Genomic DNA, 25,807 nt, shown 5'->3' with positions numbered 1-25,807 from the left:
TTCCTGCCAAATGACCGGCAGCGCGCGCACGCTACCGTCGCTCCGCTATCGTCTGATGACAGATCCGCTACGGCCGGAGGCGGCCCATGAAGGTGCCGCAGGCCATCGGTTCCCTTGGCCCCCGGGTAGCGCTACAGTGTCAAATAAGAACAGATCGAGGCTGGGAGGCCGATGACATCATCTGCCGACGCGCGGATCGGCCGGCGCTGCGTGCTGGGTCTGGCCGCCTCGGCTTCGATCATCCCCGGTCTGGCCCAGGCGGGAAGTGGCGGGAGCGAGGCGCCGCTGCGGTTCGGCCTGACGCCGGTGTTCCTGACCTCGGATCTGGAGCTTCTGGCGCGGCTGCAGCTCTATCTCGAGCATCGAACCGGCCTTCCCGTCATCCTGGTCACGCGGCGGACCTACCAGGAGATCACGACCCTTCTGACTTCCGGCCAGCTCGATGCGGCCTGGATCTGCGGCTACCCGTTCGTAGCGCATCGGGCCGAGCTTCGGCTCGTCGCGGTGCCCTTGTGGCGGGCCGCGCCGCTCTACCAGTCCTATGTCATCGTCGACCGTGACCGAACAACCCGGGACTTCGCGGATCTTCGCGGGGATATCCATGCGTGCTCGGATCCGGATTCCAATTCCGGCTTTCTGTCCACCATCGCCCTGCTGGCCCGCCAGGGAATGCGGCCGGATGGATTCTTCGCGCGGTCGTTCTTTACCTATGGCCACCGCAACGTCATCCGCGCGGTGGCCAGCGGCCTCGCATCCTCCGGATCGGTTGATGGCTATGTCTACGAGGTCGTGGCGGAACTCGAGCCGGCGCTGACAGCGCGCACGCGGGTGCTCCATCGCTCGGAGTGGCTGGGTTTTCCCCCGATCGCAGCTCCGCGCGTGCCCGTGGACGAACGCCGCCTGTCCAGCCTGACCAAGGCGCTGCTGGAGATGAACGGCGTGCCGGAGGGCCAGGCGGTCCTCCGCTTGCTGAGGCTCGACGGATTCGCGGCAGGAGAGCCGGCTTTGTTCGACACGATTGCGGCCAATGTCGCCCTTGTCGCTCAGGCCGGGTGAGGTGATGCCGATGCACCCCGATCCCCGCTCCTGGCCAATCATGGTGAAGGTCCCTCTCGCGGTAGCAGCCCTCATGGTGCTGGTCGGGCTGCTCCTCTCCGAGCGGGTGCTGGCCGGGCTTGCCGACACGCAGGAGCGGCATCTGCGCGACCTGGCCCAGAGCTACCTGGACGGGCTGCCGTCCGCCGTCGCACCGTCAATCCTGCGGGAGGACATCTGGGAGATCTTCGAGGCCGTCGAGCGTGCACAGGAACTGCACAGGGGCCTGCGGCCGACCGAGACGGTTGTGACCGATGCCGAGGGTCTGGTGCTGGCAGCGTCCGATCCGCGGCGGCACCCCCTGGGCTCGACGTTCGGCACACGTCAGCAGGCGCAGGCCTCGCCTGACCGCAGCTTCAGCTTCCAGGCCGGCGCGGATGCGGCAAGCGCCTTGCGCAAGCTTTCCTATCCTGGCCGGACCATCGGCGTCATCCATGCCGCCTTCGACACGAGTCACCTCGCCGCCGAACGACGGAAGGTGATCCTGAAGCTCGCCGCCACGAACGGTGCCCTGACGCTCCTTCTCGCTGCGGGCGGCTGGCTCCTGGTGGCGCGGATGATGCGGCCGGTACGGATCCTGACCGAGCATCTGGCCAAGGCCCGGTCTGCGCAGGCGGCGCCGATCGCTGCCGAGGTCGTCGCCCGCCACCCCGGCGAGTTCGGCCGGCTGTTCGGCGCCTACAATGCCCTGGTCCAATCGATGGACGAGCGCGAGGCGCTGGCGAGGAAACTCGCGGAGGAGGAGCGGCTGGTGAGCCTGGGGCGGCTCACCTCCTCGCTCGCCCACGAAATCAACAATCCGCTGGGCGGGCTCTTCAACGCGCTCGCCACCCTCAAGTCCCATGGCCACCACGCCAGCGTCCGAGGCAACGCCATCGGCCTGCTCGATCGTGGCCTGGTCGGGATCCGGGACATCGTGCGCACGACGCTGGCGGTGTACCGGACCGACCGGAGGCCACGCGACCTGACGGCGGCGGACATCGACGATCTGCAACTGCTGATCATGCCCGAGGCCCGCCGCAAGGCCGTCAGGATCTCGATCACCAACGAGATCGTGGGCAGCATGCCGCTCCCAAGCACGCCCGTCCGCCAGGCGATCCTGAACGTGCTGCTCAACGCGCTTGCCGCCTCGCCGGCGGGTGCCGGGATCTTGCTCTCGGCCCGTCCGGTCGGCGCGAACCTGATCGTCACGGTCACCGATCGCGGTGCCGGCCTGCCCGAGGAGGGGGCGAATGTCCTGGCCGGCGCCGTGCCCGCGGCGCCGTTGGCCGATGGAGGCGGCCTCGGCCTTTGGACCACGAGCCGGATCGTCGCCGACCTGGGCGGCACCATCGAGGTGGAGCGCCCCCTCGAAGGTGGCACGGTCGTGCGCCTGACCGTCCCGTTCGCCAAAGCCGAGGAACTGCCGCTTGTCGCCTGACGCACCCCGGATCGGTCTGGTCGAGGACGACCCGATCATGGGCGAGAGCCTCGTCCAGCGCCTGGCGCTGGAAGGGATCGCCGTCTGCTGGTGGCAGACAGGGCAGGAGGCGGCCAGCGCGCTGCCGGGTGCCCATGTCCAGGCCGTGGTCTGCGACATCCGCCTGCCGGACCTGGACGGCGAGACGCTGTTCCGGCAGGTGGCCCGCACGCCGGATGCTCCGCCCTTCCTCTTCATCACCGGCCACGCCGACATCGACCAGGCCGTCCGCCTGATGCGGTCCGGCGCGGCCGACTACGTCACCAAGCCGTTCGAGATGGCGGACTTCCTGGTCCGCCTCGGCGATCTCATGAGGTCCCGTGCCGACGAGCATGCACCAGCACTCGGGACGTCGGCCGCGATGCGGGAGGTCGAGCGCCTGCTCCGGCGCGTCGCGCGGATCGGCTCGCCGGTCCTGATCACCGGCGAGACCGGCACGGGCAAGGACGTGGCCGCCCGCTTCCTCCACGCCGTGTCGGACAACGCGTCGAAGCCCTTCATGGCCGTCAACTGCGCGGCCATCCCGGCCGATCTCATGGAGAGCGAGCTGTTCGGGCACGAGCGGGGAGCCTTCACCGGCGCGGTCCAGCGCCACCTGGGCTATGCGGAGAGGGCCGCCGACGGCGTCCTGTTCCTCGACGAGATCGCGGAGCTGCGTCCGGACTTGCAGGCGAAGCTCCTGCGCGTCGTCGAGAACCGGATCTTCCACCGGCTGGGCGGCGAGCAGCCCCTGCCGTTCCGCGGCAGGCTGATCACGGCCAGCAGCGCCGACTTCCCGGCCCTGGTCCAGGCCGGGCGGTTCCGGCAGGACCTCTACTACCGCATCAACGTGGTCACCGTCCGGATGCCGCCCTTGCGCGAGCGTCCCGAGGACGTGGTGTGGCTGATGGCGCGTTTCTTCGCTGCACTGACCGAACGCATGGACAGCTCGCTCAAAGGGATCAGCGCGCTGGCCCAGGAGGCGGCGCTCGCCCATGCCTGGCCCGGCAACGTGCGCGAGCTGCACAACCGCATGGAGCGCGCGGTGGCCTTGGGTCTCGGCCCCTGGATGATGCCGGGCGACCTGTTCCCGGAGGCCGCGGGACCGGTTGCCGGCCCGGGACAGCAGATCGGCTCCCTGGAGGACGCGCGTGCCGATGCGGAGAAGCGGCATATCCTGCGCGCGCTCGAAGCCACAGGGGGCGAGGTGGCGGCGGCGGCGAAGCTTCTCGGCATCGGCCGCACGACGCTCTGGGAGAAGATGCGCCGCCTGGATCTCGGTGCCGACTGAGCAGCCGTCTCTCGTCGCGTTCGGCATGCCGAACCAACGGCACCGCAACATGTTCGGGTTTCCGAACGGACAGCACCGGCCTGCGAGGATGGGTTTCGGATAGCCCTTTGATTTTCTTCTACAACCCCATCCGGCACGGCTCCTGCAAGTCACCTCTGCGTCCAGACCTGGATGGTGATTGGGGAGGGGTTGAACATGAAGAGGTGCCAGAACCTTGTGGAGGTCGGCCGCCGTCGGTTCCTGAGCGGGGCCGGGGTCATGACCGCCGGTGCTGCCGCCGCAGCCGTTCTTCCGGCCAAGGCAGAGGCCGCAACAGGGGGAGCGCTGGTCAGGTATCCGGCCAACCGGCTGGCCAACGTGAAGGATCTGCGGGTCAACGAGCCGCTGGACGTCGCCTATCCCGACGCCGAGGCGCCGGGCGTCTTGATCAAGCTCGGCACGAGCGTGCAGGGCGGCGTCGGCCCCGATGGGGACATTGTCGGCTTCTCCACCATCTGCCCGCACAAGGGCTACCCGATGACCTATGACGGCTCGGACCGGACGCTGAACTGTCCTGGCCACTATTCCCGCTTCGACTGCGAGAAGGGCGGGCAGCAGATCTGGGGGCACGCGACCCAGAACCTCCCGCAATACGTGCTGCGCGTCGACGACGCCGGCGAGATCTATGCCGAGGGCGTGGACGAGCTCCTGTTCGGCCGGCTGTCCAACATTCTCTGAAAGGGGAGGAAGAACATGGCCTACAAGCGCCAGATTGGCCGGTTGCCGATCATCCCGGCCGATGCCAGGGAACATAATGTCGTCTGCCACTACTGCATCGTCGGCTGCGGCTACAAGGCCTACAGCTGGGATGCCCGCTACGAGGGCGGCACGGCACCCGGCGAGAACAAGTTTGGCGTGGATCTGTCCAGGCAGCAGGAAGCGGACACCGCGGCCTGGTACGCGCCGTCAATGTACAACATTGTCAAGCAGGACGGCCGCGACGTTCACCTCGTGATCAAGCCGGACAAGGACTGCGTGGTGAACTCGGGCCTGGGCTCGGTCCGCGGCGCCCGCATCGCGGAGATGAGCTATTCGCGCCAGCGCAACACGCAGCTGCAACGGCTGACCGACCCCCTGGTCTGGCGCTACGGCCAGCTTCAGCCCACCAGCTGGGACGATGCGCTCGACCTGGTCGCAAGGGTGACGGCGGCGGTGATCGACCAGCAGGGCGAGGACGGGCTGTTCGTCTCCGCCTTCGACCATGGTGGGGCCGGCGGCGGCTACGAGAACACCTGGGGCACCGGCAAGCTCTATTTCGGCGCCATGAAGGCGAAGAACATCCGGATCCACAACCGCCCGGCCTATAACTCGGAGGTCCATGCGACCCGCGACATGGGCGTGGGCGAACTCAACAATTGTTACGAGGATGCCGAACTTGCCGACACCATCGTGGCCGTCGGCACGAACGCGCTCGAGACGCAGACCAACTATTTCCTGAACCACTGGGTGCCGAACCTGCGCGGCAGCTCGCTGGACAAGAAGAAAGCCGAGTTCGGCGACGAAGCGGTCGGGCCGGCCCGCGCCATCTTCGTGGATCCGCGCCGGACGGTGACGATCAATGCCTGCGAGGTCGAGGCCGGGAAGGAGAACGTCCTGCACCTGGCCATCAATCCCGGCACCGACCTCGTCCTGTTCAACGCCCTGCTCACCCATGTCGCGGAGAAGGGGTGGCTGGACCGGGACTTCATCGATGCGTCGACCACCAATTTCGATCAGGCGCTCGCGGCCAACAAGGTCTTGATCGAGGAAGCGGCACAGGTCACGGGGCTGAAGCCCGAGGACATCGTCAAGGCTGCGGAATGGATCGCCCAGCCAAAGGAGGACCAGGCGCGCCGCCGCGCGATGTTCGCCTACGAGAAGGGCCTCATCTGGGGCAACGACAACTATCGGACCAACGCCGCCCTGGTGAACCTGGCGCTGGCCACCGGCAATATCGGTCGGCCCGGCGGCGGCTGCGTGCGCATGGGCGGTCACCAGGAAGGCTACTCGCGGCCCGCCGATGCCCATGTTGGCCGGCCCGCCGCCTATGTCGACAAGCTGCTGATCGAGGGCAAGGGCGGCATCCACCATGTCTGGGGATGCGACCATTACAAGACGACGCTGAACGCCATGGAGTTCAAGCGCGTCTACAAGAAGCGCACGGACATCGTGAAGGATGCCATGAACGCCGTGCCCTACGGCGACCGCGCCGCCATGGTGAAGGCGATCACCGATGCGATCGGGCAGGGCGGCCTGTTCTCGGTCGACGTCGACATCGTGCCGACCAGGATCGGCGAGGCAGCGCATGTCATCCTGCCCGCGGCCACCTCCGGCGAGATGAACCTCACCTCGATGAACGGCGAGCGCCGGATGCGCCTGACCGAGCGCTACATGGACCCGCCCGGCCAGGCGATGCCGGACTGCCTGATCGCGGCGCGGATCGCCAACCACCTGGAGCGCGTCTTCCGCGAGCAGGGCAAGGCGGAGGTGGCGGACCGGTTCAAGGGCTTCGACTGGCAGACCGAGGAAGACGCCTTCATGGACGGCTACCACGGTCACGAGAAGGGGGGCGAGTTCGTCACTTATGAGCGCCTGCGCGCCATGGGCACGAACGGCTTCCAGGAGCCGGCGGTCGGCCTCGACGCTGATGGAAGCGGGCGGATCATCGGCACCAAGCGGCTGTTTGCCGACGGCAAGTTCAACCGGCCGGACGGCAAGGCGCAGTTCATGGAGGCGCAGTGGCGTGGCCTGCAGGCGGCCGGCAAGCAGGCGGAAAAGGAGAAGTTCGCCTTCCTGATCAACAATGGCCGCGCCAATCATGTCTGGCAGAGCGGCTATCTCGACAAGGAGAACGAACTCGTCATGGACCGCTGGCCGTACGCGTTCATCGAGATGAACCCGCAGGACATGGCGGAGCTGGCCCTGCGGCAAGGCGATCTCGTGGAGATCTACAACGACAACGGCTCCACGCAGGCCATGGTCTATCCGACACCGTCGGCCAGGCCCAAGCAGGCCTTCATGCTGTTCGGCTATCCCAGCGGCGTGCAGGGCAACGTCGTGTCGGCCGGCGTGAACGAGTTCGTCATCCCGAACTACAAGCAGACCTGGGGCGACATCCGGAAGATCGCCGATGCGCCGGAAGGGGTGCGGCACCTGACGTTCAAGTCGCAGGAATATCCTTCGGCCTGATCCCAGCCGGGCGGGGCGCCTCGCTCCGCCCGGCTCCGTCCCAGGCCATGCCTCCTGGCGCAGTGCCCTTCATCCCGAGGGGCCTGCCTGTTGATAATCGTGAAAGGCAGAAACGGCGGCATCAGCGAAGTCCCTGGTCCGGTTTTCAAAGCACCTCCGGCATTTCTTCTTGGACCACGCACTACATGATCGGAACAGTCCTGCAGAAGGTATGTGGGCGGCAGACGACATTCGCTTGGGACGCCTGAAGCGGTAATATCATCTCCGCTTATCTGCTATGGCGTTTGCGTTAGCGACTGCTGCCGCGGCGCCGAAACCATGGGAGCGCCGCTTCTCATCATCCGGGCGCAGTGTTATTTGCGACCACGTCGCGCCTTGCTGGCAGAACGAGGCGCATTGGCCATCGAGCCAGCTGGGAGCAGGGAATCGCGATGAAGGACACTGCGCAGCTCGAGGATGACGAACCGGCGGAAAAGGGCGTCCTCTCCCGTCGTCGTTTCGTGCATGTGGCGACGGCGGTAGCCGGCGGCGCCCTGCTGCCGGCAGCCGTCTCGGCCTCCCATCTCGATCCGGACGATGCCGACCTGTTCCGGCAGCTGGACCGGAAGATCCAGCGGGGCATGCGCGAACTCGGGATCCCCGGCGTGGCGGTCGGGCTGATCTATCGCGGCAAGGAGTATGTCCGCGGCTACGGCGTGACCGATGTCCGTCATCCGCGGCCAGTCGATGGCCGGACCGTCTTCCGCATCGCGTCCAACAGCAAGACGTTCGCCGGTACCGCAGCCATGCGGCTGGTCGACGAAGGTCGCCTGGATCTAGATGCGCCCGTGAAACATTACGTCACGGACTTCCGGCCGCCCAGGGGTGCCGAAGGAGTGACGGTGAGGCAGGTACTGAACCACTCGGCGGGCTGGCTCGGCTATGACTACCACGACACCGGCACCGATAAGCCGGCGCTGGCCCGCTATGTGCGGGACATCCACCGGCTGCCGCAGCTCACGCCGGTGGGCAAGACCTTCTCCTACAGCAACGCCGCGATCTCCGTGGCCGGCCGGGTGATCGAGACGATCACCGGGACCTCGTTCGAATCCTCGGTCCGCCGGCTGGTGCTCGAACCGCTCGGCATGACCGATAGCGGCTACAACGCCCGGATCCTGGGCAAAGGCAACCAGGCGACGCCGCACGACGTCGTGGACGGCAAGCCGGTGGCCGACCCGGACCTCCTCTATCTGCCCCGCAGCTGCAATCCGTTCGGCGGCCTGTTGTCCAGCGCCAACGACATGGTCACCTATGCCCGCTTCCATCTCGGCGACGGGCGGGCGGAGAATGGCCGGCGGGTGATGAGCAAGAGGTCGCTGAACAGCATGTGGACCCGGGTCGGGCCGGGCGGCACGCTGCTCGTCGAGCTGAACGGTGCCGGCGTGTCATGGATGGTGCGCCCGACGCGCGAGGGGCCGGTGGTGGTGCACCACGGCGGCGACCTGCCAGGCTTCCATTCCGGGCTCATGCTGGTCCCGGAGAAGAACTTCGCGATGACCATGCTGACCAACTCGGAGGCCGGGCCCCTGCTGATCGCCCAGTTCTTCTACCAGGACTGGGCGCTGCGGCGGTTTGCCGGCGTGAGCAACCTGCCTGCGGAGCCGCAGTCCCTGACCGGTGCCGAACTGGCACCCTACGAGGGCCGCTACACCGCGCAGCAGATCGGGTTCGACGACGTGACGGTCGACATCCCCCTGCGGATCGTCCGCAACAGGGGCCGCCTGACGATGATCGAGGGCGAAGGCGACAACAGCACGACCAGGGTGCTCACCTTCTACAAGCGCGACTTCGTGCTGGTCGACGATATTGGGCTGCGCGCGAACTTCCTGCGCGACGCACACGATCGGGTCGTCTGGTTCCGCCTGGGCGGTCGCCTGTTCCGTCGCCTCGGCTGATCATGGACGGCCGACGACCGCTTCGGTGGCCGTTCGCCGTTTCCAGCTGGGCGCAGGGAACGATTCCTGCCCTGTCCGTCTTGTCGGTTGGAACAAGGACAGAGGCTGGAAGACCGATGCTACGACGTGGCGCCCGCCAGATCCTGATGATCGCGGCACTGGCCCTTGCGGCAGGCACGCTTGCTGCCTGCACGGAGAGTATCCAGGACCGGGCCGACGAAGGTTCAGGAATGAATGATTGGGGACCGCAGGCCGGTCCCTCCGGCCTCGGCGGCGAAGGTCCGAGCGCTCGTCCGGGCGACTGACGGCCCTTCCGAGCCGTTGTGCCGCCTGGTCGCCTAGCGTCCCGACGGGGGAAGTTCCGCCGGCCTGGGATACTCGCTCGGCGGCCGGCCGAAGCGTTGGCCGAAGGCTACGGTGAAGGCGGATACGCTCTCGAAGCCGACCAAGCCGGCGATCGCACTGATCGAGTGGCCGAGCATGAGCAACTCCAGCGCGCGCATCATCCGGGCCTCGCGCAGGAAAGCGCGCCAGCTCATCTGGAATTCGTCCACGCAGCGCCGCTGCAGGGTGCGCACCGACAGTCCCGCAGCGGTCGCCGCGTCGCCCGCCGAGGCGTTGGCCAGGTTCCCGGACAGGTAGTGCACGACGTTGCGCATCTCTGTGCTCTTCGCGGCCGGCAACCAGAGCATCCGCGGGCCTGAGAAGATCTCGCCGCACAGGAGGGCCAGCGTGCGGAAGAGGTATGGCGCCAGCGGAGCGCGGCTGGCCTCGCCCGCATCCCAGGCCAATGCCCGCTCGATCAGGCTGGCGGCCAGCGGCGTCGCGGCGGCCACCCAGCAACCGTGATGGTGCCAGGTGGTGCGGGCGGGATCGAGATGCACGACCTCCAGCTTGGTGCCCGGCCCGGTCCGCAGCGAGAAGGCGCGATCGGCCGGGATGAACACCATGTGCCCCGGCAGGACCAGCCATCCGCCGGAGGCACCCTCCAGATCCATGACGCCGGCGCGCACCAGGACCAGCTTGTGCATGGGATCGCCCAGGCTCCCCTCCTGCCATGCATCCGCCGCCAGCAGCACCGCCCGCTCGACCTCCACCGGGTCCGGCGCCAGGAGGCGATCGGGCGTCGCCGCCGCGACGAAGTCGGACGCCGTGCGCAGCAGTCGCTGGGTAGTCGTGACCGATTGCAAAAAGAAGTTGCCCTTCTGTCTATGAAATGCCACCGTTGCATGAAGCGATAAGACAAGGACGGCCAAAGGACAAGTAACCCTTGGCCGCATCAGGGAGGTCGAGAGCGGGTGCCAAGTGTCGCCGTGTCGAAGCTCGCGCACGATCCGGCCGCGCTGGAGCCGGTACTGTCGCTGCGTGGCCTGGGCAAGCAGTTCGGCGGGACGATCGCTGTCCGTGACTTCGACCTGGACTTGTTCCCGGGCGAGATCCTGGCCCTGCTCGGGCAGAACGGGGCCGGCAAATCCACGGTGATCAAGATGCTGGCCGGCGTGCATGTGCCCGACAGCGGCGAAATCAGCCTGGCCGGCAAGCCCTTCGACCCCGTGCTGGGCAAGGGAGCCATCTCCTTCATCCACCAGGACCTGGGCCTGATCGACTGGATGACGGTGGCCGAGAACATGGCGCTGGCCCAGGGCTTCCGCCGGCGCCGTGGGCTGATCGACTGGCGGCGCGTCGCCGACGCGGCACGGTCGACGCTCGCCTCGATCGCGCCGGACATCGATCCGGACAGCCGCATCCACGATCTGTCGCGTACCGAGAAGTCGCTCGTGGCGATCGCGCGGGCGGTCGGCGTCGACGCACGCGTGCTCGTGCTGGACGAGCCGACCGCGAGCCTGCCCCAGGACGAGGTCGAGCGCCTGTTCGAGGTGCTGCGCGGGCTCAAGCGCAACGGCGTCGCGATGATCTACGTCTCGCACCGGCTGGACGAGATCTTCGCCATCTCCGACCGGATGATGGTGCTGCGCGACGGGATGCTGGTCGACAGCCGCCTGACGCAGGGAGCTGACCCCAGGCAGCTGGTGCGCGCGATCATCGGCCGGCCACCGGACAGCCTGTTCGTCCGTCCGCCGCCGCCCGAGCGCGTGCCGGTGCTGTCCCTCACCGACCTTTTGACCGACGAGGCGGGGCCCCTGTCGATGGAGGTGCGCCGGAGCGAGATCATCGGCCTGGTCGGGCTGCGCGGCGCCGGCCAGGAGGCGGTGGGTCGCGTGCTCGTGGGGGCGGTGCCCAGGCGGGGCGGCGAGATCCGGCTGGACGGCGGCCACCCCGACCTGCAGGCGCCACCGCGGGCCATCCGCAGCGGCATCGGCTTCGTGGCGGCCGACCGGATCGCCGAATCGGTGGCACACGGCCTGAACGTGCGCGAGAACATGTTCATCAACCCGCGCGCCACCGGCCGCGGCATGTTCGGCTGGCGCCAGCCCCAGGCCGAGGCCGCGGAGGCGGCGACGCTGGGCCGGCAGGTGGGCCTGTCGCCGAACAACCCGGCTGCACCCATCGAGACGCTGTCCGGCGGGAACCAGCAGAAGGTGGTGATGGCGCGCTGGATGCGGATCGGCGGCAAGGTGCTGATCCTGGAGGATCCGACCGCCGGCGTAGATGTCGGTGCGAAGGCCGAGATCTACCGGCTGCTTGCGCAAGCGGTCGGCCGTGGCCTGTCGGTGATCCTGGTCTCGACCGATTTCGAGGAGGTCGCCGCCATCTGCCACCGCGCCCTCGTGTTCCGCAACGGCCGGATCGTGGCGGAGCTGGAGGGGGAGGCGCTGGAGCCCGGCAATCTCCTGGCCGCAGCCTCGCTGGCACCACCCGCCACTTCGCCGATGGACGTGCGCTGATGCAGTCGATCAAGTCCACCGCCCTGGAGCCGACCCGCGCCGATCTGGCCGCCATAGCGCCGGGCGAGCGCGCCGCCCGGCTTCTGCCCGTCTACGGCCTGCCCATCCTGACGGTGCTGCTGATCCTGTTCTTCTCGCTGCTCCTGCCGGCGACCTTTCCCACCATGCTCAACCTGCGCTCGATCCTGGGCGACAAGGCGATCATCGCGATGCTCTCGCTGGCAGCGATGATCCCGATGATGGCCGGACGGATCGACCTGACGGTGGGCTACGGGATCGTGCTCTGGCACATCATGGCGATCGCGCTGCAGACGCAGTTCGGCCTGTCATGGCCGGTGGTCGTGCTGATCGTGCTCCTGATGGGCTGCCTGCTGGGGCTCCTGAACGGCCTCCTGGTCGAGCTCGCCCATATCGACAGCTTCATCGCGACGCTGGGGACAGGCACCGTCCTTTATGCGATCGCCCTGTGGTACACGGAAGGGCGGCAGGTCATCGGCATGCTGCCCAAGGGCTTCACTTCAATCTACACGCTGATGCCCTTCGGCATCCCGATCGCGGCCTACTACGTGCTGGCCCTGGCGCTGCTGCTCTGGATCGTCACGGAGTACCTGCCGATCGGCCGCTACCTCTACGCGATCGGCGCCAATCCGCGCGCGGCTGCCCTGAACGGCATCCCGACCCGCCGCTACGTCATCGGCGCCTTCGTGGCCTCGGGCCTGATCGGCGCGCTGGCCGGGATCGTGCTGGCGGCGCGCCTTCGCATCGGTCAGGCGAGCGTGGGGCTGGAATACCTTCTGCCCGCCCTGGTCGGCGCCTTCCTGGGCTCCACCACCATCCGACCGGGCCGGGTCAATGTCTGGGGAACGATCGCCGGTGTGGCGATCCTGGCGGTCGGCATCTCCGGCATCCAGCAGCTCGGCGGCGCCTTCTACGTGGAGCCGCTGTTCAACGGCGTGACCCTGCTCCTGGCCATCGGCCTTGCCGGTTACGCCCAACGCAAGCGCGGGCGGGGCCAAAAGAGCCTGCGCACGTCTCAAGGGAGGTAGGAATCATGAAGTTCATGTCGACGTCGGCCCTGGCCCTGTTGGGCTTCGCCGTATTCGCGGCCGGCTCGCTGCCGGCCCTGGCCGATCCGATCGCGGATGCGAAAGCGTATGTCGAGAAGGTCAGCAAGCCCAACCCGCCATGGGACGGACCGACGTCCGGGCCGAAGGCGGCCGAGGGCAAGACCCTCGTCTATGTCTCGACCGACCAGCGCAACGGCGGCGCCCGTGGCGTGGGCGAGGGGGTCGAGGAGGCGGCCGCCAAGATCGGCTGGACGGTGCGTGTCCTGGACGGCCAGGGCTCCGTCTCGGCCCGCTCGTCCGCGCTCAACCAGGCGATCGCGTCCAAGCCCGACGCCATCATCCTGGGCGGCGTGGATGCCGCCGAGCAGGCCAGCGCCATCGAGGAAGCGGCCAAGCAGGGCATCAAGGTGCTGGGCTGGCATGCCTATGCCAAGGCCGGGCCGCATGACAGCCTGCCGATCTTCACGAACATCACGACCGATCCGCTGGAAGTCGCCAAGGCGGCGGGTTCCTATGCGGTGGCCGAATCCGACGGCAAGGCCGGCGTCGTGATCTTCACCGACAGCGTCTACGAGATCGCCATCGCCAAGTCGGACGCGATGGCCGACATCATCAAGGCCTGCTCGACCTGCAAGCTGCTGGAGGTGGTCGACACGCCGCTGGCGGATGCCAGCTCGCGCATGCCGCCGCTGACCACCGCCCTGCTGCAGCGCTATGGCGACCAGTGGACCTACGGCCTGTCGATCAACGACCTGACCTTCGACTTCATGGCGCCGTCGCTGGCCGCGGCTGGCATCGCTGGCGATGGCCATCCCCGCAACATCTCCGCCGGCGACGGCAGTGCCGCCGCGTTCCAGCGGATCGCGCAGTCGGAATACCAGGTCGGCACGGTGGCCGAGCCGCTGCGGCTGCATGGCTGGCAGATCGTGGACGAGGCCAACCGCGCCTTCGCGGGCGAGAAGGACTCGGGCTACGTGGCGCCGGCTCACCTGTTCCTGCCGACCAACATCGACAAGGACGGTGGCATGAAGGGGATCTACGACCCCGACAACGGCTACACCGACGCCTACCAGAAGATCTGGGGCGCTGCCGGCTGAGCAGCGGGCCCATGCGGGTGGGGCAGTCAGGCTCCACCCGCTTCCTCATGACGTCATCATCGTGACCGGAGACCGTCCTTGGCGAGCCAAGACCTGCCGACTCCTGATTTCGCCCGCAATCTCCGCCTGATCGGCCACAGCGACCAGGGTGGGCGGCCCGACGGCGTCCAGCTGATGGTGAACAAGGGGTTCGCCTATGTGGGCCACATGTTCTCCAAGGGCTTCAGCATTGTCGACGTGCGCGATCCGGCGAACCCGAAGCCCACAGCCTACATGGCGGCCCCGCCCAACAGCTGGAACATTCACCTCCAGACGCATGGCGACCTCCTGCTGGTGATCAACGCCAAGGACATGTTCGCGGCAGCCGAATTCCAGGACGAGAAGGCCTATTACAAGGGATCGCTCGGCAAGAAGGTGGGCACGGCCGAGGCGAAGGCGGCCGATGCCAGCCGCGACTGGACCGCCGGGATGACGGTCTACGACATCTCCAGGCCAGGAGAGCCCCGGCAGATCGGCTTCATGCCCGTGGAAGGGGGCGGCGTTCATCGCATCTGGTACACGGGCGGCCGCTGGGCCTACTGCTCGGTGCTGCTCGATGGATTCACCGACTACATCTTCATGACGATCGACATGGCGGACCCGACCAGGCCGGTGCCCGCCGGTCGCTGGTGGATCCCCGGCATGAACCAGGCGGCCGGCGAGACGCCGGACTGGGCGCCGACGAGGCGCTTTGGCCTCCACCATCCGATCATCGCCGGCGACACCGCCTACTGCGCCTGGCGCGATGCCGGCATGGTGGTGCTGGATGTGGCCGACCGGCATGACCCCAAGCTCATCGTCCACCGCAACTGGTCGCCCCCGTTCGGCGGCGGCACCCATAACTGCCTGCCACTGCCCGACCGCGAGCTGCTGGTGGTGCTGGACGAGGCCGTGCTCGACCACCAGGAAGACGGCGAAAAGCTGATCTGGGTCTTCGACAACCGGGAGCCGTCCAACCCGATCAGCATCTCAACCTTCAAGTCGCCCGACGAGGAGGACTATGCGAAGAAGGGCGGCCATTTTGGCCCGCACAACCTGCACGAGAACCGCCCGGACAGCTATGTCAGCTCCGAGCGCATCTTCACGACCTACCAGAATGCCGGCATCCGCATCTTCGACATCAAGGACCAGTACCGCCCCTACGAGCTCGCCGCGTTCGTGCCGCCCAAGCCGACGCGGCTGGTGGACCACCGGCCGGGCCGCCCGCAGGTGATCCAGTCCTGCGACATCTACGTGGACGTGAACGGGGTGATCTACTCGAACGACTACAATGGGGGCCTGTTCATCCTGGAATATACGGGAAGCTGACCGCCTTCCACCGCTTGGCTCGCGCGGGCCAAGCGACGACACTACGGCCTCATGTCGGGGAGGCGAGCGATGCGACCGCGGATCATCTTCATCCTGATCTGGTGCCAGATCGCCATGCTCGCCCCGTCCCTCGCCCGGGCGCAGGAGGCGCCGAGCGGGCGGGCGGAGCGGCAGGCGGTCACCGCCACGCGCCACATGATCGTCACCGCGAACCCGCTGGCGACCGAGGCCGGCGAGGCCGTCTTGGCGCGCGGCGGCAGTGCGGTCGACGCCATGGTCGCCGCCCAGTTCGTCCTGAACCTGGTCGAGCCGCAATCCTCGGGCATCGGCGGCGGGGCCTTCCTGCTGCATTGGGACGAAAAGGCCAGGCAGCTTACCAGCTTCGATGGCCGCGAGACTGCCCCAAGGGCGGTAGCACCCGACCTGTTCCTGCGGCCGGACGGCACGCCCATGCCGTTCGACGAGGCGGTGCCGGGCGGAAAGTCGGTGGGCGTGCCTGGCACACTGGCGCTGCTCGAGCTGGCGCACCGGCTGCACGGCCGGCTGGCCTGGGCGGATCTGGTATCGCCCGCCGCCGACCTCGCTGAGCGCGGCTTTCCCGTCTCGCCCAGGCTGGCCAGCGCCATCGCGGGCAATGTCGAGCAACTCCGTGCCTTCCCGGCGACCCGGTCCTACTTCCTGGGCACGGACGGCCAGCCGCTTGCGGCAGGGTCCGTCCTGCGCAATCCCGCCTTCGCCGCGACCTTGCGCCTGTTGGCCGAGCAGGGGAGTGCACCCTTCTACCGCGGGCAGCTAGGTGCTGACATCGTCGCGGCGGTCGGCTCGGCGCCGGTCAACCCGGGCACGCTGTCCCGCCAGGACCTGGCCGACTATCGCGTCGTGCTGCGCCCGCCGGTGTGCCGGCCGTACCGTGCCTATCGGGTCTGCGGCATGGGACCGCCCAGCTCCGGCGGCATCGCCGTCCTGCAGATCCTGGGCATGCTGGAGCATGTCAACATGCAGGGGCTCGGTGCCGGCGTGGACGGCATGCAGGCCCTGGTCGAGGCCTCCAAGCTGGCGTTTGCCGACCGCAATCTCTACCTGGCCGACAGCGACTTCGTCCGGGTGCCGGTGCGCGGCCTGCTCGACCAGGCCTACCTGACCACCCGTGCCCAGGCCATCCGGCTCGACAGCTCGATCCCGAAGGCCGCCGCGGGCAATCCGCCCTGGCGCGAGGCAGCCCTGCTCGCCCCGGACGAGAGCGACAAGCTGCCGGGCACCAGCCAGATCGCCATCGTGGATGGCGAGGGCAACGCCATCTCCATGACCACCACCATCGAGAACGGTTTCGGCAGCCGGCTGATGGTGGGCGGCTTCCTCCTCAACAATGAACTCACCGACTTCGCCTTCACGCCAACGGAGGGCGAGCGGCTCGTCGCCAACCGGGTGGAGCCGGGCAAGCGGCCGCGTTCCTCGATGGCGCCCACCATCGTGTTCGACGGCAAGGACGACCCGATGCTGCTGATCGGCTCGCCCGGCGGCAGCCAGATCATCGGCTATGTCGCCCAGGCCCTGGTCGCCGTGCTGGACTGGGGCATGAGCCCGCAGGAAGCCGTCGCCATGGGCCATGTGCTCAGCCGCAACGGCCCGGTCGAGCTGGAGGAAGGGACCGACGCCGCGTCGCTCCAGGCCGCCTTCGAGGCGCGCGGCCAGCAGGTCCAGGTCAAGGCCCTGAACAGCGGGCTGCACGCCATCCGGATTGACGGGGACCGGCTGGAGAGCGGGGTCGACCCGCGCCGGGAGGGTGCCGCCAAGGGCCGGTAGGCTCCCGCAAAGCGTCCTGGAGCAGTTGGCCCGGGGCAACTGCACATCTTGACACCGACCATTATATCTGGATTCCTGGATACATGGATGCAATCGAAGCGACCGAAGCTCTTGCGGCCTTGTCACAGATCACCCGGCTGGAAACCTTCCGGCTGCTCGTCAGGCATGAGCCGGACGGGCTGCCGGCAGGCGAGGTCGCGCGTCGGCTGGGCGTGCCGCAGAACACCATGTCCGCCCATCTGGCCGTGCTCGCGCGAGCCGGGCTGGCGACATCAGTGCGGCACAGCCGCTCCATCATCTACCGGGCCGACCTGGACAGGCTGCGGGAATTGACCCTGTTCCTCGTCACCGATTGCTGCGGCGGCAAGTCCGAGCTTTGCGCACCGTTGATCGCCGCGTTGACACCGTGCTGCCTACCCGAGAAGGCGATGTCATGACCGATCGCGTGTTCAACGTGCTGTTCCTGTGCACGGGCAATTCCGCCCGCAGCATCCTCGCCGAAGCCATGCTCAACGAGTTCGGCGCCGGCAGGTTCAAGGCCTACAGCGCGGGCTCCGCCCCGCGCGGGAAGGTCAACCCGCTGGCCCTGGCCCTCCTCCAGGAACAGCGCCTGCCCATCGAGGGCCTGCGCTCGAAGTCCTGGCAGGAATTCGCTCGTCCGGACGCGCCGGTGATGGACTTCGTGTTCACGCTCTGCGACCAGGCCGCGGGCGAGAACTGCCCGGTGCTCCAGGGCCAGCCGATCACCGCGCATTGGGGCGTGCCGGATCCGTCGGCCGTCGTCGGCAGCGAGACCTTCCGCATGCTGGCCTTCCGCGAAGCCTTCCAGATGCTGAACCGCCGCATCCGCATCTTCGCTTCGCTGCCGATCGCGTCGCTCGACCGGCTCTCCCTGACCCGGCAGGTGGAAGCCATTGGCCGGCTCCGTCCCGACGCTGCCGAAGACCTGGCATCGTGAGGATCGCGATCAATGGCATGGGCCGGATCGGGCGGCTGGCGCTCCGTGCGGCCTTCGGTGGTGCGGGCCCCGGCCAGCCGGCGCTGGACATCGTCCATGTCAACGAGATCAAGGGCGGTCCAAGGGCGACCGCCCACCTCCTGGAATTCGACAGCGTCCATGGCCGGTGGCGGAGCCGGATCGAGCCGGCGGACGATGCGATCCTGGTCGACGGCCGGCGGATCGCGTTCACCGAGGCATCGAAGCCGGCCGACCTGCCATGGGGTGACCTCGGCATCGACATCGTGCTGGAGTGCAGCGGCAAGTTCGTGACCGCCGAATCGTTGGCACCCTACTTCGACCGCGGCGTGAAGACGGTCGTCGTTGCGGCACCGGTGAAGAAGGGTGCCCTGAACGTGGTGATGGGCTGCAACGACCATCTCTACGATCCGGCCGAGCACCGGCTGCTGACCGCTGCCTCCTGCACCACCAACTGCCTGGCACCGGTCGTCAAGGTGATCCACGATAACCTCCGGATCCGCCATGGCGCGATCACGACCGTCCACGATGTGACCAACACCCAGGTGCTGGTCGACGCGCCCCACAAGGACCTGCGGCGCGCCCGCTCGGCCCTGGCTTCGCTGGTACCCACCACGACCGGCTCGGCCACCGCCATCGGGCTGATCTACCCGGAGTTGCAGGGCAAGCTGAACGGCCATGCCATCCGCGTGCCGCTCCTCAATGCGTCGCTCACCGACGCGGTGTTCGAGGTGGAGCGCCCGACCAGTGCTGAGGAGGTGAACGGGCTGTTCAGCGCAGCGGCGGCGGACGGACCGCTGAAGAACATCCTGGGCTTCGAGCACCGGCCGCTGGTCTCGGTCGACTTCCGCAGCGACACGCGCTCGGCCATCGTCGACGGCCCCTCGACCATGGTCGTGGACGGCACGTCGGTGAAGGTGTTCGCCTGGTACGACAACGAGATGGGCTATGCCTGCCGGCTGACCGAGCTTGCGGCCAAGGTCGGCCGCGCGCTGCAGCGCTAGGGCCGGGCGGATGAATCTGCGCAGCTACGGCATCGTCACGGCAGCCTATTGGGGCGAGACCGTCACCGACGGCGCCCTGCACATGCTGGTGCTGCTGCATTTCTACACGCTGGGCTTCACGCCGTTCCAGGTCGCGACCCTGTTCGTCCTCTACGAGGCCTGCGGCATCCTCACCAACCTGCTGGGCGGCTGGATCGCCGCACGCTTCGGGCTGAAGCTGACCCTCTATAGCGGGCTGGTCCTGCAGATCGTCTCCTTGCTCGCCCTCTCGCTGCTCGACCCCGGATGGCCGGCCTGGCTGTCGGTCGTCTATGCCGTGGCGGTGCAGGGCTTGGCCGGGATCGCCAAGGACCTGACCAAGATGAGCTCCAAGAGCGCGATCAAGCTGGTCGTGCCGGAGAACGCCGAGGGCGCCCTGTTCAGGTGGGTGGCGATCCTGACCGGATCGAAGAACGCAATGAAGGGCATCGGCTTCTTCCTGGGCGGCCTCCTGCTGGCGACCCTCGGCTTCAAGGGCGGGCTCCTGCTGCTCGCCGCCTGCCTGGGCTGCATCCTGGCGCTCGTCCTGGCGGCCCTGCCGGCAGAGATGGGCCGGACCAAGGCCAAGGCGCCGCTCAAGGGGCTGTTCTCCAAGTCGCCGGAGATCAACCTGCTCTCCGCCGCCCGCTTCTTCCTGTTCGGTGCCCGGGACATCTGGTTCGTCGTGGGCATCCCGGTCTTCCTCTACGACGTGGCCGGCTGGCACTACATGCAGGTCGCGACTTTCCTCGCCGCCTGGGTGATCGGCTACGGCCTCGTCCAGGCAGCCGCCCCCGGCCTCGTCCGGCGCACGGCCACGGGCCTGGCCGCCGAGGTGCGGGCGGCCAGGCTCTGGGCGCTCGTGCTGGCGGTCATCCCGCTCGCCCTGGCGCTCGTCCTGGCGGCAGCCCTGCCCTGGGACGTGCTCGTTACGGCCGCCAAGCCGCAAGGGCCCGTCCCGTCGGTCCTGGATCCGGGGCTGCTGCTGGTGGTGGGTCTCGGCCTGTTCGGGGTGGCGTTCGCCCTCAACTCCTCCCTCCACTCCTTCCTCATCCTCGCTTATTCCACGGCCGAGCGGGTGACCCTGGATGTCGGCTTCTACTACATGGCCAATGCCGGGGGACGCCTCGTCGGCTGCCTCCTGTCCGGCCTGACCTACCAGGCCTATGGCGTGATCGGCTGCCTGGGCGCCTCGACCCTGTTCCTGGTCGCCAGCTGGCTGATCGCCACTTTCCTTCCGAAGGACCGCGCATCCGGGCAGGCGCTTGCGGCCGCCCAGCGCTAGCGGAGCATCATGACCACCACGACCCATCCCAACCGGGCCGCGGATGCGCTGGCATCCCCGGCAGCCGGTATCGGCTTCTTCGAGAAATGGCTCTCCTTGTGGGTGGCCTTGTGCATCCTCGCGGGCCTCACGCTCGGCAACCTGTTCCCCGGCGCCTTCGAAGTATTGGCCTCCTGGGAGTACGCATCCGTCAACCTGGTGGTGGCCGTCCTGATCTGGGCGATGGTCTATCCGATGATGGTCGCGGTCGACTTCGCCAGCCTGCGCCATATCGGCGACCGGCCGAAGGGACTGGTCCTGACGGTCGTCGTGAACTGGCTGGTCAAGCCGTTCACGATGGCAGCGCTCGGTGTCCTCTTCTTCGACCATGTGTTCGCGAGCCTGATCGCGCCCGCCGATGCGCAGCAATACATCGCCGGCCTGATCCTGCTCGGTGCTGCCCCCTGCACCGCGATGGTGTTCGTCTGGTCGCAGCTCACCCGCGGCGACGCGACCTATACGCTCGTGCAGGTGTCGGTGAACGACGTGATCATGATCTTCGCGTTCGCGCCGATCGTCGCCCTGCTGCTGGGCGTCACCAACATCACCGTCCCCTGGGAAACCCTGCTTCTATCCGTCGCCCTGTATATCCTGATCCCGCTTGCCGCCGGCGCGCTCACCCGCCGCTGGATCGTTGCCAGCGCCGACCGGGAGGCAGGCGCGGAAACCGCCGTTGCGCGTTTCACGGCGGCGGTGAAGCCGTTCTCGGTGATCGGCCTGCTGGCGACCGTCGTCGTCCTGTTCGGCTTCCAGGGTCAGGTGATCCTCGAGCAGCCGGTCCTGATCGCCCTGATCGCCGTGCCGCTGCTGATCCAGTCCTACGGCATCTTCGGGATCACCTATGCAGCCGCATGGATGTGGCGGGTGCCCTTCAACGTCGCTGCCCCCTGCGCCCTGATCGGCACGTCCAATTTCTTCGAGCTGGCCGTGGCGGTCGCCATCAGCCTGTTCGGCCTCCAGTCCGGCGCAGCGCTGGCGACGGTCGTGGGCGTACTCGTGGAAGTCCCGGTCATGCTGTCGCTGGTCGCCTTCGCGAATCGGACCCAGCATCATTTCGCAAAGGAAGGCGGCGGGGTCCCGGTCGCGCGCAAGGTGCCGCAGCGCGGGTGACGCCAGGGGGGCGACAAGAGCCGTGTCGGACGCTGCCGCCCCGTCCTGCCGTGCCCGAATCTTGACCCATAGGACATCGAGGTATAGGCTTTCCCGATGACCAGGAAACCCGCTCTACGAGCCGTGCCGCGCGAGGCGCCCGACTATACCAGTCGGGCCTACTGGACCGGCACGATCAAGATGAGCCTGTCCAAGTTCTTCATCCTGTGCGTGCTGCACGAGCGGCCGATGCATGGCTACGAGATCACCCGCGCGGTCGAGCGCGTCACCAATGGCTGCTGCTCCCCCACCGAGGGCACGATCTATCCGGTGCTGCGCGAGTTCGAGGAGGGCGGCTACGTGACCTCCGAGGCGAGCGTGGTCTCCGGCCGCCAGCGCAAGACCTACACGCTCACCGACAAGGGCAGGGAGGCCTTCGCCGTGGGTGTGGATGCCTGGATGGACGTCACCCGTGCGCTGGTCGACACCGAGCGGCTGGTCCTGGCACCCAAGCCGTCCGACTGCTGCCGCTAGTCTTTTTTTGTCCTGTAGCCTCGATGGCCGATGCATAGATGGAGAAGGTCCTGTGAACGAGCTTCCTGTCGTCGTGATCGGTGCCGGCCCGATCGGCCTCGCCGCAGCAGCTCATCTGCTGGGCTACGGCATCGTCCCGGTCATCCTGGAAGCGGGCGAGAAGGTCGGCGCCGCCGTGCGCGACTGGGGCCACGTGCCCATGTTCTCGAACTGGAGCCTGAACCTCGACCGTGCCGCCGTGGCCCTACTGGAACGGCATGGCTGGCAGTCGCCCCAGGACGATGCCTTTCCGACCGGCACCGAGCTGGCTGAGCGCTACCTGGAGCCGCTGGCCGCACTTCCCGAGATCGCCCCGCACCTGCACCTGCGCTCCCGGGTAGTCGGCATCGGCCGGACCGGCCTCGGCAAGGTGAAGACCCCGGGCCGCGCGGCGCAGCCGTTCGAGATCCATGTCGTCGAGGCCGACGGGGCCGAGCGGCGCTTCTTCGCGCGGGCCGTCCTGGACGCATCGGGCACGTGGCTCTCCCCCAGCCCGGCTGGTGCCAGCGGGCTGCCGGCCATCGGCGAGCGCGCGGCTGCCGGCCATATCCGCTACGGCATGCCGGACGTGCTGGGTGCCGAGCGGCAACGCTATGCCGGCAGACGGATCCTGGTGCTGGGTGCCGGCGATTCGGCGATCGGCAGCCTGCTGAGCCTGGCGGAGCTCAAGACGCAGGAGCCTGCGACGCACCTAACCTGGGCCGTGCGGCGCGCGAGCCTCCAGCGCAGCTTTGGCGGCGGTGCCGCCGACCAGCTGCCGCAGCGGGGCGCACTGGGCACGCAGGCGAGGCAATTCGTCGAGCAAGGGGTCGTCCGTCCGGTTGCACCCTTCGCCCTCGACCGCATCGAACGTGGGCAAGGCGGCTCCCTGCTGCTCGTCGGCCTGGGCGCTGGCGGCGAGGAGGCCATCGAAGCCGATGAGCTGATCGTCGCCACCGGCCTGCGCCCCGACCTCGGCTTCCTGCACGAGCTGCGCCTCGACCTCGATCCTGCGCTGGAATGCCCGCGCATCCTGGCACCGCTCATCGACCCGAACGAGCACTCCTGCGGCACCGTCCGGCCCCATGGCGCAGCCGAGCTCGCCCAGCCGGAGGCTGGCTTCTTCATCCTCGGCATGAAGTCGTATGGTCGCGCGCCCACCTTCCTGCTGGCGACCGGGCACGAGCAGGCCCGGTCCGTGGTGGCGCATCTGGCCGGCGACGAGGAGGCGGCCCGGCGGGTCGAGCTCGTCCTGCCCGAGACCGGCATCTGCAGCGGCCCGGTGCCGGACAAGGCCTCGGCCTGCTGCAACGGGCCGGCACCAGCCGGGGTGGCCGCCTGCTGCGCCCAGGATGCATCGGCCAAGGCGGAGGGGCTGGCAGGGTGCGGCTGCAGCGAGCCGGCATCGGAACCGGTTGGCGCCACAGCCGGCTGCTGCTGAACCATGGCCGGGCGGATCGCAGCGGCGGACCCGCACGGGCTGCCCGCCCGCCGGATCGTGATCATCCCGGCCCTGGGCATCACGCAGATCCTCGCCTGGGGCTCCTCCTACTACCTGCTGGCCGTCCTGGCCCAGCCGGTCATGCGAGACACGGGCTGGCCGCTCGCCTGGATCGTCGGCGGGCTGTCGCTGGGCCTGCTCATTGCCGGTCTGGTCTCGCCGATGGTCGGTCGTTCCATCGAGCGTCGCGGCGGACGGCCGGTGCTCGTGCTGAGCGCCCTCCTACTGGTCATCGGCCTGACGATCCTGGCCATCGCACCCGGCCTGCCGGTCTTCCTGGCCGGCTGGGTGATCCTGGGCCTGGGGATGGGAGCGGGCCTCTATGACGCGGCCTTTGCCACGCTCGGCCGGATCTACGGCCAGGGAGCCCGCCAGGCGATCACCACTTTGACCCTGTTCGGCGGGTTCGCCAGCACGGTGTGCTGGCCCTTGTCGGCCCTGCTGGTGTCGGAAGTGGGATGGCGCGGGACCTGCCTCGTCTATGCCGTGATCCAGCTTCTCGTGGCCGTCCCGGTCTATGTCATGGCGCTGCCCAGGGCCAATCCGCCGCTACGGCCGGATCCGAGGACCGGACCGGGTCCTTCCGGCCAGCCGCCCGCGCGCATGCCGCGGCCGGCCCGCCCGGTCTTCGTGCTGCTGGCCATCGTCACCACGATGAGCGCGATGATCTCGACGGCCATGTCGGTGCACCTGTTCACCGTCCTGCAGGCGCACGGAATCGCGCTGGCAGCGGCGGTGGCGCTGGGCGCGCTGGTCGGCCCGTCGCAGGTGGGTGCCCGCGCCGTGGAAATGGCGATCGCCCGCTACCACCATCCGATCTGGACGAAGATCGCATCCGCCTTGGCGGTCGCCGTTGGCCTGGGCGCCCTCTGGTCGGGCTTCCCCGTCGTGGCGCTCACGCTGGTCTTCTACGGGGCCGGGATCGGCCTGGAATCAATTGCCCGGGGCACCCTGCCGCTCAGCCTGTTCGGTGCGGAGGGCTATGCGGAGATGATGGGCAGGCTGGCCATGCCGAGCCTGGTCGCCCAGGCCGTCACGCCGTCGCTCGGTGCCGTGCTGGCAGCCCGGCTGGAGCCGGACGGCCTGCTCGGCGTGCTGGTCATCCTGGCCGTCCTCAACCTGCTCCTGGTCCTGGCCCTGCGGCGGAAGACCGGCACCTGAACAGGATCCTCCTCCTGCCGGCATGGCAGGAGGAGGACGTCGCTGAGCCGCCTACTGCGCCGGACGCGACCAGAGGTTCTCCAGCGTGTCGATGTTCTCCTGGGTGGCCAGCCGGCCCTTGGCGAGGCACACCGCATCCGGGCAGTCCACCTCCTCGCCCTTGGCGATCAGGATCGCCACGCGGATCGCCTCCTGCGCCTGGGAGAAGGCGTCGTAGGTCGTGCCCACGTCGATATAGCCCTGCTGCATCGCCGTGACCGCTTCCGGGAACACGTCCTGCGTGGCGATCCAGACATGTTTGGGGTCGCCGCGCGGCGCCCACTTGTCCGCCCCTTCCAGCGCCGACTGCACGGCAGAGAGCGCGAAGTCGCTGGCCAGGAACATGCAGTTGGCGTCCGGGTTGGCGCGCAACGCGTTCACCGTGCCGGAGCGGAACAGGTCGGGGTTCCACTCGGTGGGCACCGAGACGAGCGTGGTGACCACGCCCGAATTGTCGGTGACCTCGTGCCAGGCCTTGGAGCGGTTCACCGCGTTGATGTCGGTGAGCGAGCCCTGCAGCTCGATGCACTTGCCCTGGACGTTGTTGTCTTTCAGCAGCTGCACGAAGGCTTCCGCCGTGGTCTTGCCCTGGTCGTAGCTGTCGCCGCCGACATGGGCCGTGGGCTTGGTCGTGGCCGATTCGCGGTCGAAGGTGATGAACGGGATGTCCGCCTGCTGGGCCGCCCGGATCGATGCACCGATCGCCGCCGCGTCCTCGGCGCGGGCGATGATCATGTCCACGCCCTGGTTGATCAGGTCCTCGATGTTGGCCGCCTGCCGGGCCGGATCGGCGTCGGCGACGTTGATCACCCACTTGAAGGTGATGCCGGCCGCCTCGCCCTGCTTCACGCCCTCGGACTGCAGGTATTCCTGCCACTTCACCGGCAGCTGGTTGTCCATGGCGTTCCAGGACAGGCCCACCGTATAGTCCTCGGCCTTGGCCGGCAGCGCTGCCGCCATCAGGCAGGCACCTCCCAGCAGCATCCCCGTCAGTCTGTTCATCGTTTCCAACCTCCCC

The 25,807-nt window shown here is 68.2% G+C and carries 22 protein-coding genes; 20 read left to right on the top strand and 2 right to left on the bottom strand.

The window, feature by feature from the left end; all coding sequences use genetic code 11:
- The first annotated feature begins 171 nt into the window (after positions 1-171).
- The 7 genes from VHL31_RS20530 to VHL31_RS20500 all read left to right on the top strand — a co-directional run bounded on the left by VHL31_RS20530 (position 172) and on the right by VHL31_RS20500 (position 9,270).
- Positions 172-1,056 (top strand): PhnD/SsuA/transferrin family substrate-binding protein, encoded by an 885-nt coding sequence (locus VHL31_RS20530; protein WP_329663105.1) that lies wholly within the window; start codon positions 172-174, stop codon positions 1,054-1,056.
- A 10-nt stretch (positions 1,057-1,066) separates the two neighbouring features.
- Positions 1,067-2,515, top strand: a complete 1,449-nt coding sequence (locus VHL31_RS20525) for a HAMP domain-containing sensor histidine kinase (protein WP_329663104.1) — start codon at positions 1,067-1,069, stop codon at positions 2,513-2,515.
- Positions 2,505-3,824: a sigma-54 dependent transcriptional regulator gene (locus tag VHL31_RS20520; protein WP_329663103.1), complete on the top strand. Its 1,320-nt coding sequence runs from the start codon at positions 2,505-2,507 to the stop codon at positions 3,822-3,824. Before VHL31_RS20525 ends, VHL31_RS20520 begins: the two co-directional genes overlap by 11 nt.
- Positions 3,825-4,019: 195 nt before the next feature.
- Complete coding sequence (locus tag VHL31_RS20515) at positions 4,020-4,541, top strand: arsenate reductase (azurin) small subunit (protein WP_329663102.1); 522 nt, start codon at positions 4,020-4,022, stop codon at positions 4,539-4,541.
- A gap of 15 nt (positions 4,542-4,556) precedes the next feature.
- On the top strand, positions 4,557-7,031 hold the full coding sequence (locus VHL31_RS20510) for an arsenate reductase (azurin) large subunit (protein ID WP_329663101.1): 2,475 nt from the start codon (positions 4,557-4,559) through the stop codon (positions 7,029-7,031).
- Between the two features lie 431 nt (positions 7,032-7,462).
- Complete coding sequence (locus VHL31_RS20505) at positions 7,463-8,965, top strand: serine hydrolase domain-containing protein (protein ID WP_329663100.1); 1,503 nt, start codon at positions 7,463-7,465, stop codon at positions 8,963-8,965.
- 116 nt (positions 8,966-9,081) lie between these two features.
- On the top strand, positions 9,082-9,270 hold the full coding sequence (locus tag VHL31_RS20500; RefSeq protein ID WP_329663099.1) for a hypothetical protein: 189 nt from the start codon (positions 9,082-9,084) through the stop codon (positions 9,268-9,270).
- Positions 9,271-9,303: 33 nt separating this feature from the next.
- Here VHL31_RS20500 and VHL31_RS20495 read toward each other — a convergent pair whose 3' ends face one another.
- Positions 9,304-10,155, bottom strand: coding sequence for a helix-turn-helix transcriptional regulator (locus tag VHL31_RS20495; protein ID WP_329663098.1), 852 nt, complete (start codon positions 10,153-10,155; stop codon positions 9,304-9,306).
- Between the two features lie 108 nt (positions 10,156-10,263).
- Here VHL31_RS20495 and VHL31_RS20490 point away from each other — a divergent pair, with 108 nt between their 5' ends.
- The 13 genes from VHL31_RS20490 (at position 10,264) to VHL31_RS20430 (ending at position 24,750) form a co-directional block, all read left to right on the top strand.
- The gene (locus VHL31_RS20490) at positions 10,264-11,811 is read left to right on the top strand and encodes a sugar ABC transporter ATP-binding protein (protein WP_329663097.1); all 1,548 of its coding nucleotides are present in this window, start codon (positions 10,264-10,266) and stop codon (positions 11,809-11,811) included.
- Entirely contained in the window at positions 11,811-12,857 is a 1,047-nt protein-coding gene (locus VHL31_RS20485) for an ABC transporter permease (RefSeq protein WP_329663096.1), read from the top strand. The genes VHL31_RS20490 and VHL31_RS20485 overlap by 1 nt, the downstream gene beginning before the upstream one ends.
- A gap of 14 nt (positions 12,858-12,871) precedes the next feature.
- On the top strand, positions 12,872-13,975 hold the full coding sequence (locus VHL31_RS20480) for a substrate-binding domain-containing protein (RefSeq protein ID WP_414653786.1): 1,104 nt from the start codon (positions 12,872-12,874) through the stop codon (positions 13,973-13,975).
- 78 nt (positions 13,976-14,053) lie between these two features.
- Positions 14,054-15,322, top strand: coding sequence for a hypothetical protein (locus VHL31_RS20475; protein WP_329663094.1), 1,269 nt, complete (start codon positions 14,054-14,056; stop codon positions 15,320-15,322).
- Between the two features lie 69 nt (positions 15,323-15,391).
- The gene (ggt, locus tag VHL31_RS20470) at positions 15,392-17,125 is read left to right on the top strand and encodes a gamma-glutamyltransferase (protein ID WP_329663093.1); all 1,734 of its coding nucleotides are present in this window, start codon (positions 15,392-15,394) and stop codon (positions 17,123-17,125) included.
- An 83-nt stretch (positions 17,126-17,208) separates the two neighbouring features.
- On the top strand, positions 17,209-17,562 hold the full coding sequence (locus tag VHL31_RS20465) for a metalloregulator ArsR/SmtB family transcription factor (protein WP_329663092.1): 354 nt from the start codon (positions 17,209-17,211) through the stop codon (positions 17,560-17,562).
- Positions 17,559-18,083: an arsenate reductase ArsC gene (locus VHL31_RS20460; RefSeq protein WP_329663091.1), complete on the top strand. Its 525-nt coding sequence runs from the start codon at positions 17,559-17,561 to the stop codon at positions 18,081-18,083. The genes VHL31_RS20465 and VHL31_RS20460 overlap by 4 nt, the downstream gene beginning before the upstream one ends.
- Positions 18,084-18,100: 17 nt before the next feature.
- The gene (locus VHL31_RS20455; protein WP_414653784.1) at positions 18,101-19,105 is read left to right on the top strand and encodes an ArsJ-associated glyceraldehyde-3-phosphate dehydrogenase; all 1,005 of its coding nucleotides are present in this window, start codon (positions 18,101-18,103) and stop codon (positions 19,103-19,105) included.
- A gap of 10 nt (positions 19,106-19,115) precedes the next feature.
- Positions 19,116-20,408 (top strand): organoarsenical effux MFS transporter ArsJ, encoded by a 1,293-nt coding sequence (gene arsJ, locus VHL31_RS20450; RefSeq protein WP_329663089.1) that lies wholly within the window; start codon positions 19,116-19,118, stop codon positions 20,406-20,408.
- A gap of 9 nt (positions 20,409-20,417) precedes the next feature.
- Positions 20,418-21,557, top strand: coding sequence for an ACR3 family arsenite efflux transporter (gene arsB / locus VHL31_RS20445; protein WP_329663088.1), 1,140 nt, complete (start codon positions 20,418-20,420; stop codon positions 21,555-21,557).
- A 96-nt stretch (positions 21,558-21,653) separates the two neighbouring features.
- Entirely contained in the window at positions 21,654-22,070 is a 417-nt protein-coding gene (locus VHL31_RS20440) for a PadR family transcriptional regulator (protein ID WP_329663087.1), read from the top strand.
- Positions 22,071-22,122: 52 nt separating this feature from the next.
- Complete coding sequence (locus tag VHL31_RS20435; protein WP_329663086.1) at positions 22,123-23,529, top strand: hypothetical protein; 1,407 nt, start codon at positions 22,123-22,125, stop codon at positions 23,527-23,529.
- 3 nt (positions 23,530-23,532) lie between these two features.
- A complete protein-coding gene (locus tag VHL31_RS20430; RefSeq protein WP_329663085.1) occupies positions 23,533-24,750 on the top strand; it encodes an MFS transporter in 1,218 nt (405 codons plus the stop codon).
- Positions 24,751-24,801: 51 nt separating this feature from the next.
- Here the strand turns inward: VHL31_RS20430 and VHL31_RS20425 are convergent, their stop codons facing one another.
- Positions 24,802-25,791, bottom strand: coding sequence for a sugar ABC transporter substrate-binding protein (locus VHL31_RS20425; protein ID WP_329663084.1), 990 nt, complete (start codon positions 25,789-25,791; stop codon positions 24,802-24,804).
- Between the last annotated feature and the right edge of the window lie 16 nt (positions 25,792-25,807).

Origin of the sequence: Geminicoccus sp. (assembly GCF_036263595.1) — a bacterium.
In the GTDB taxonomy this organism is placed as follows: Bacteria; Pseudomonadota; Alphaproteobacteria; order Geminicoccales; family Geminicoccaceae; genus Geminicoccus.
Note: the sequence above shows the minus strand (reverse complement) of the source record. Positions and strands in the feature narration are given on the sequence as shown.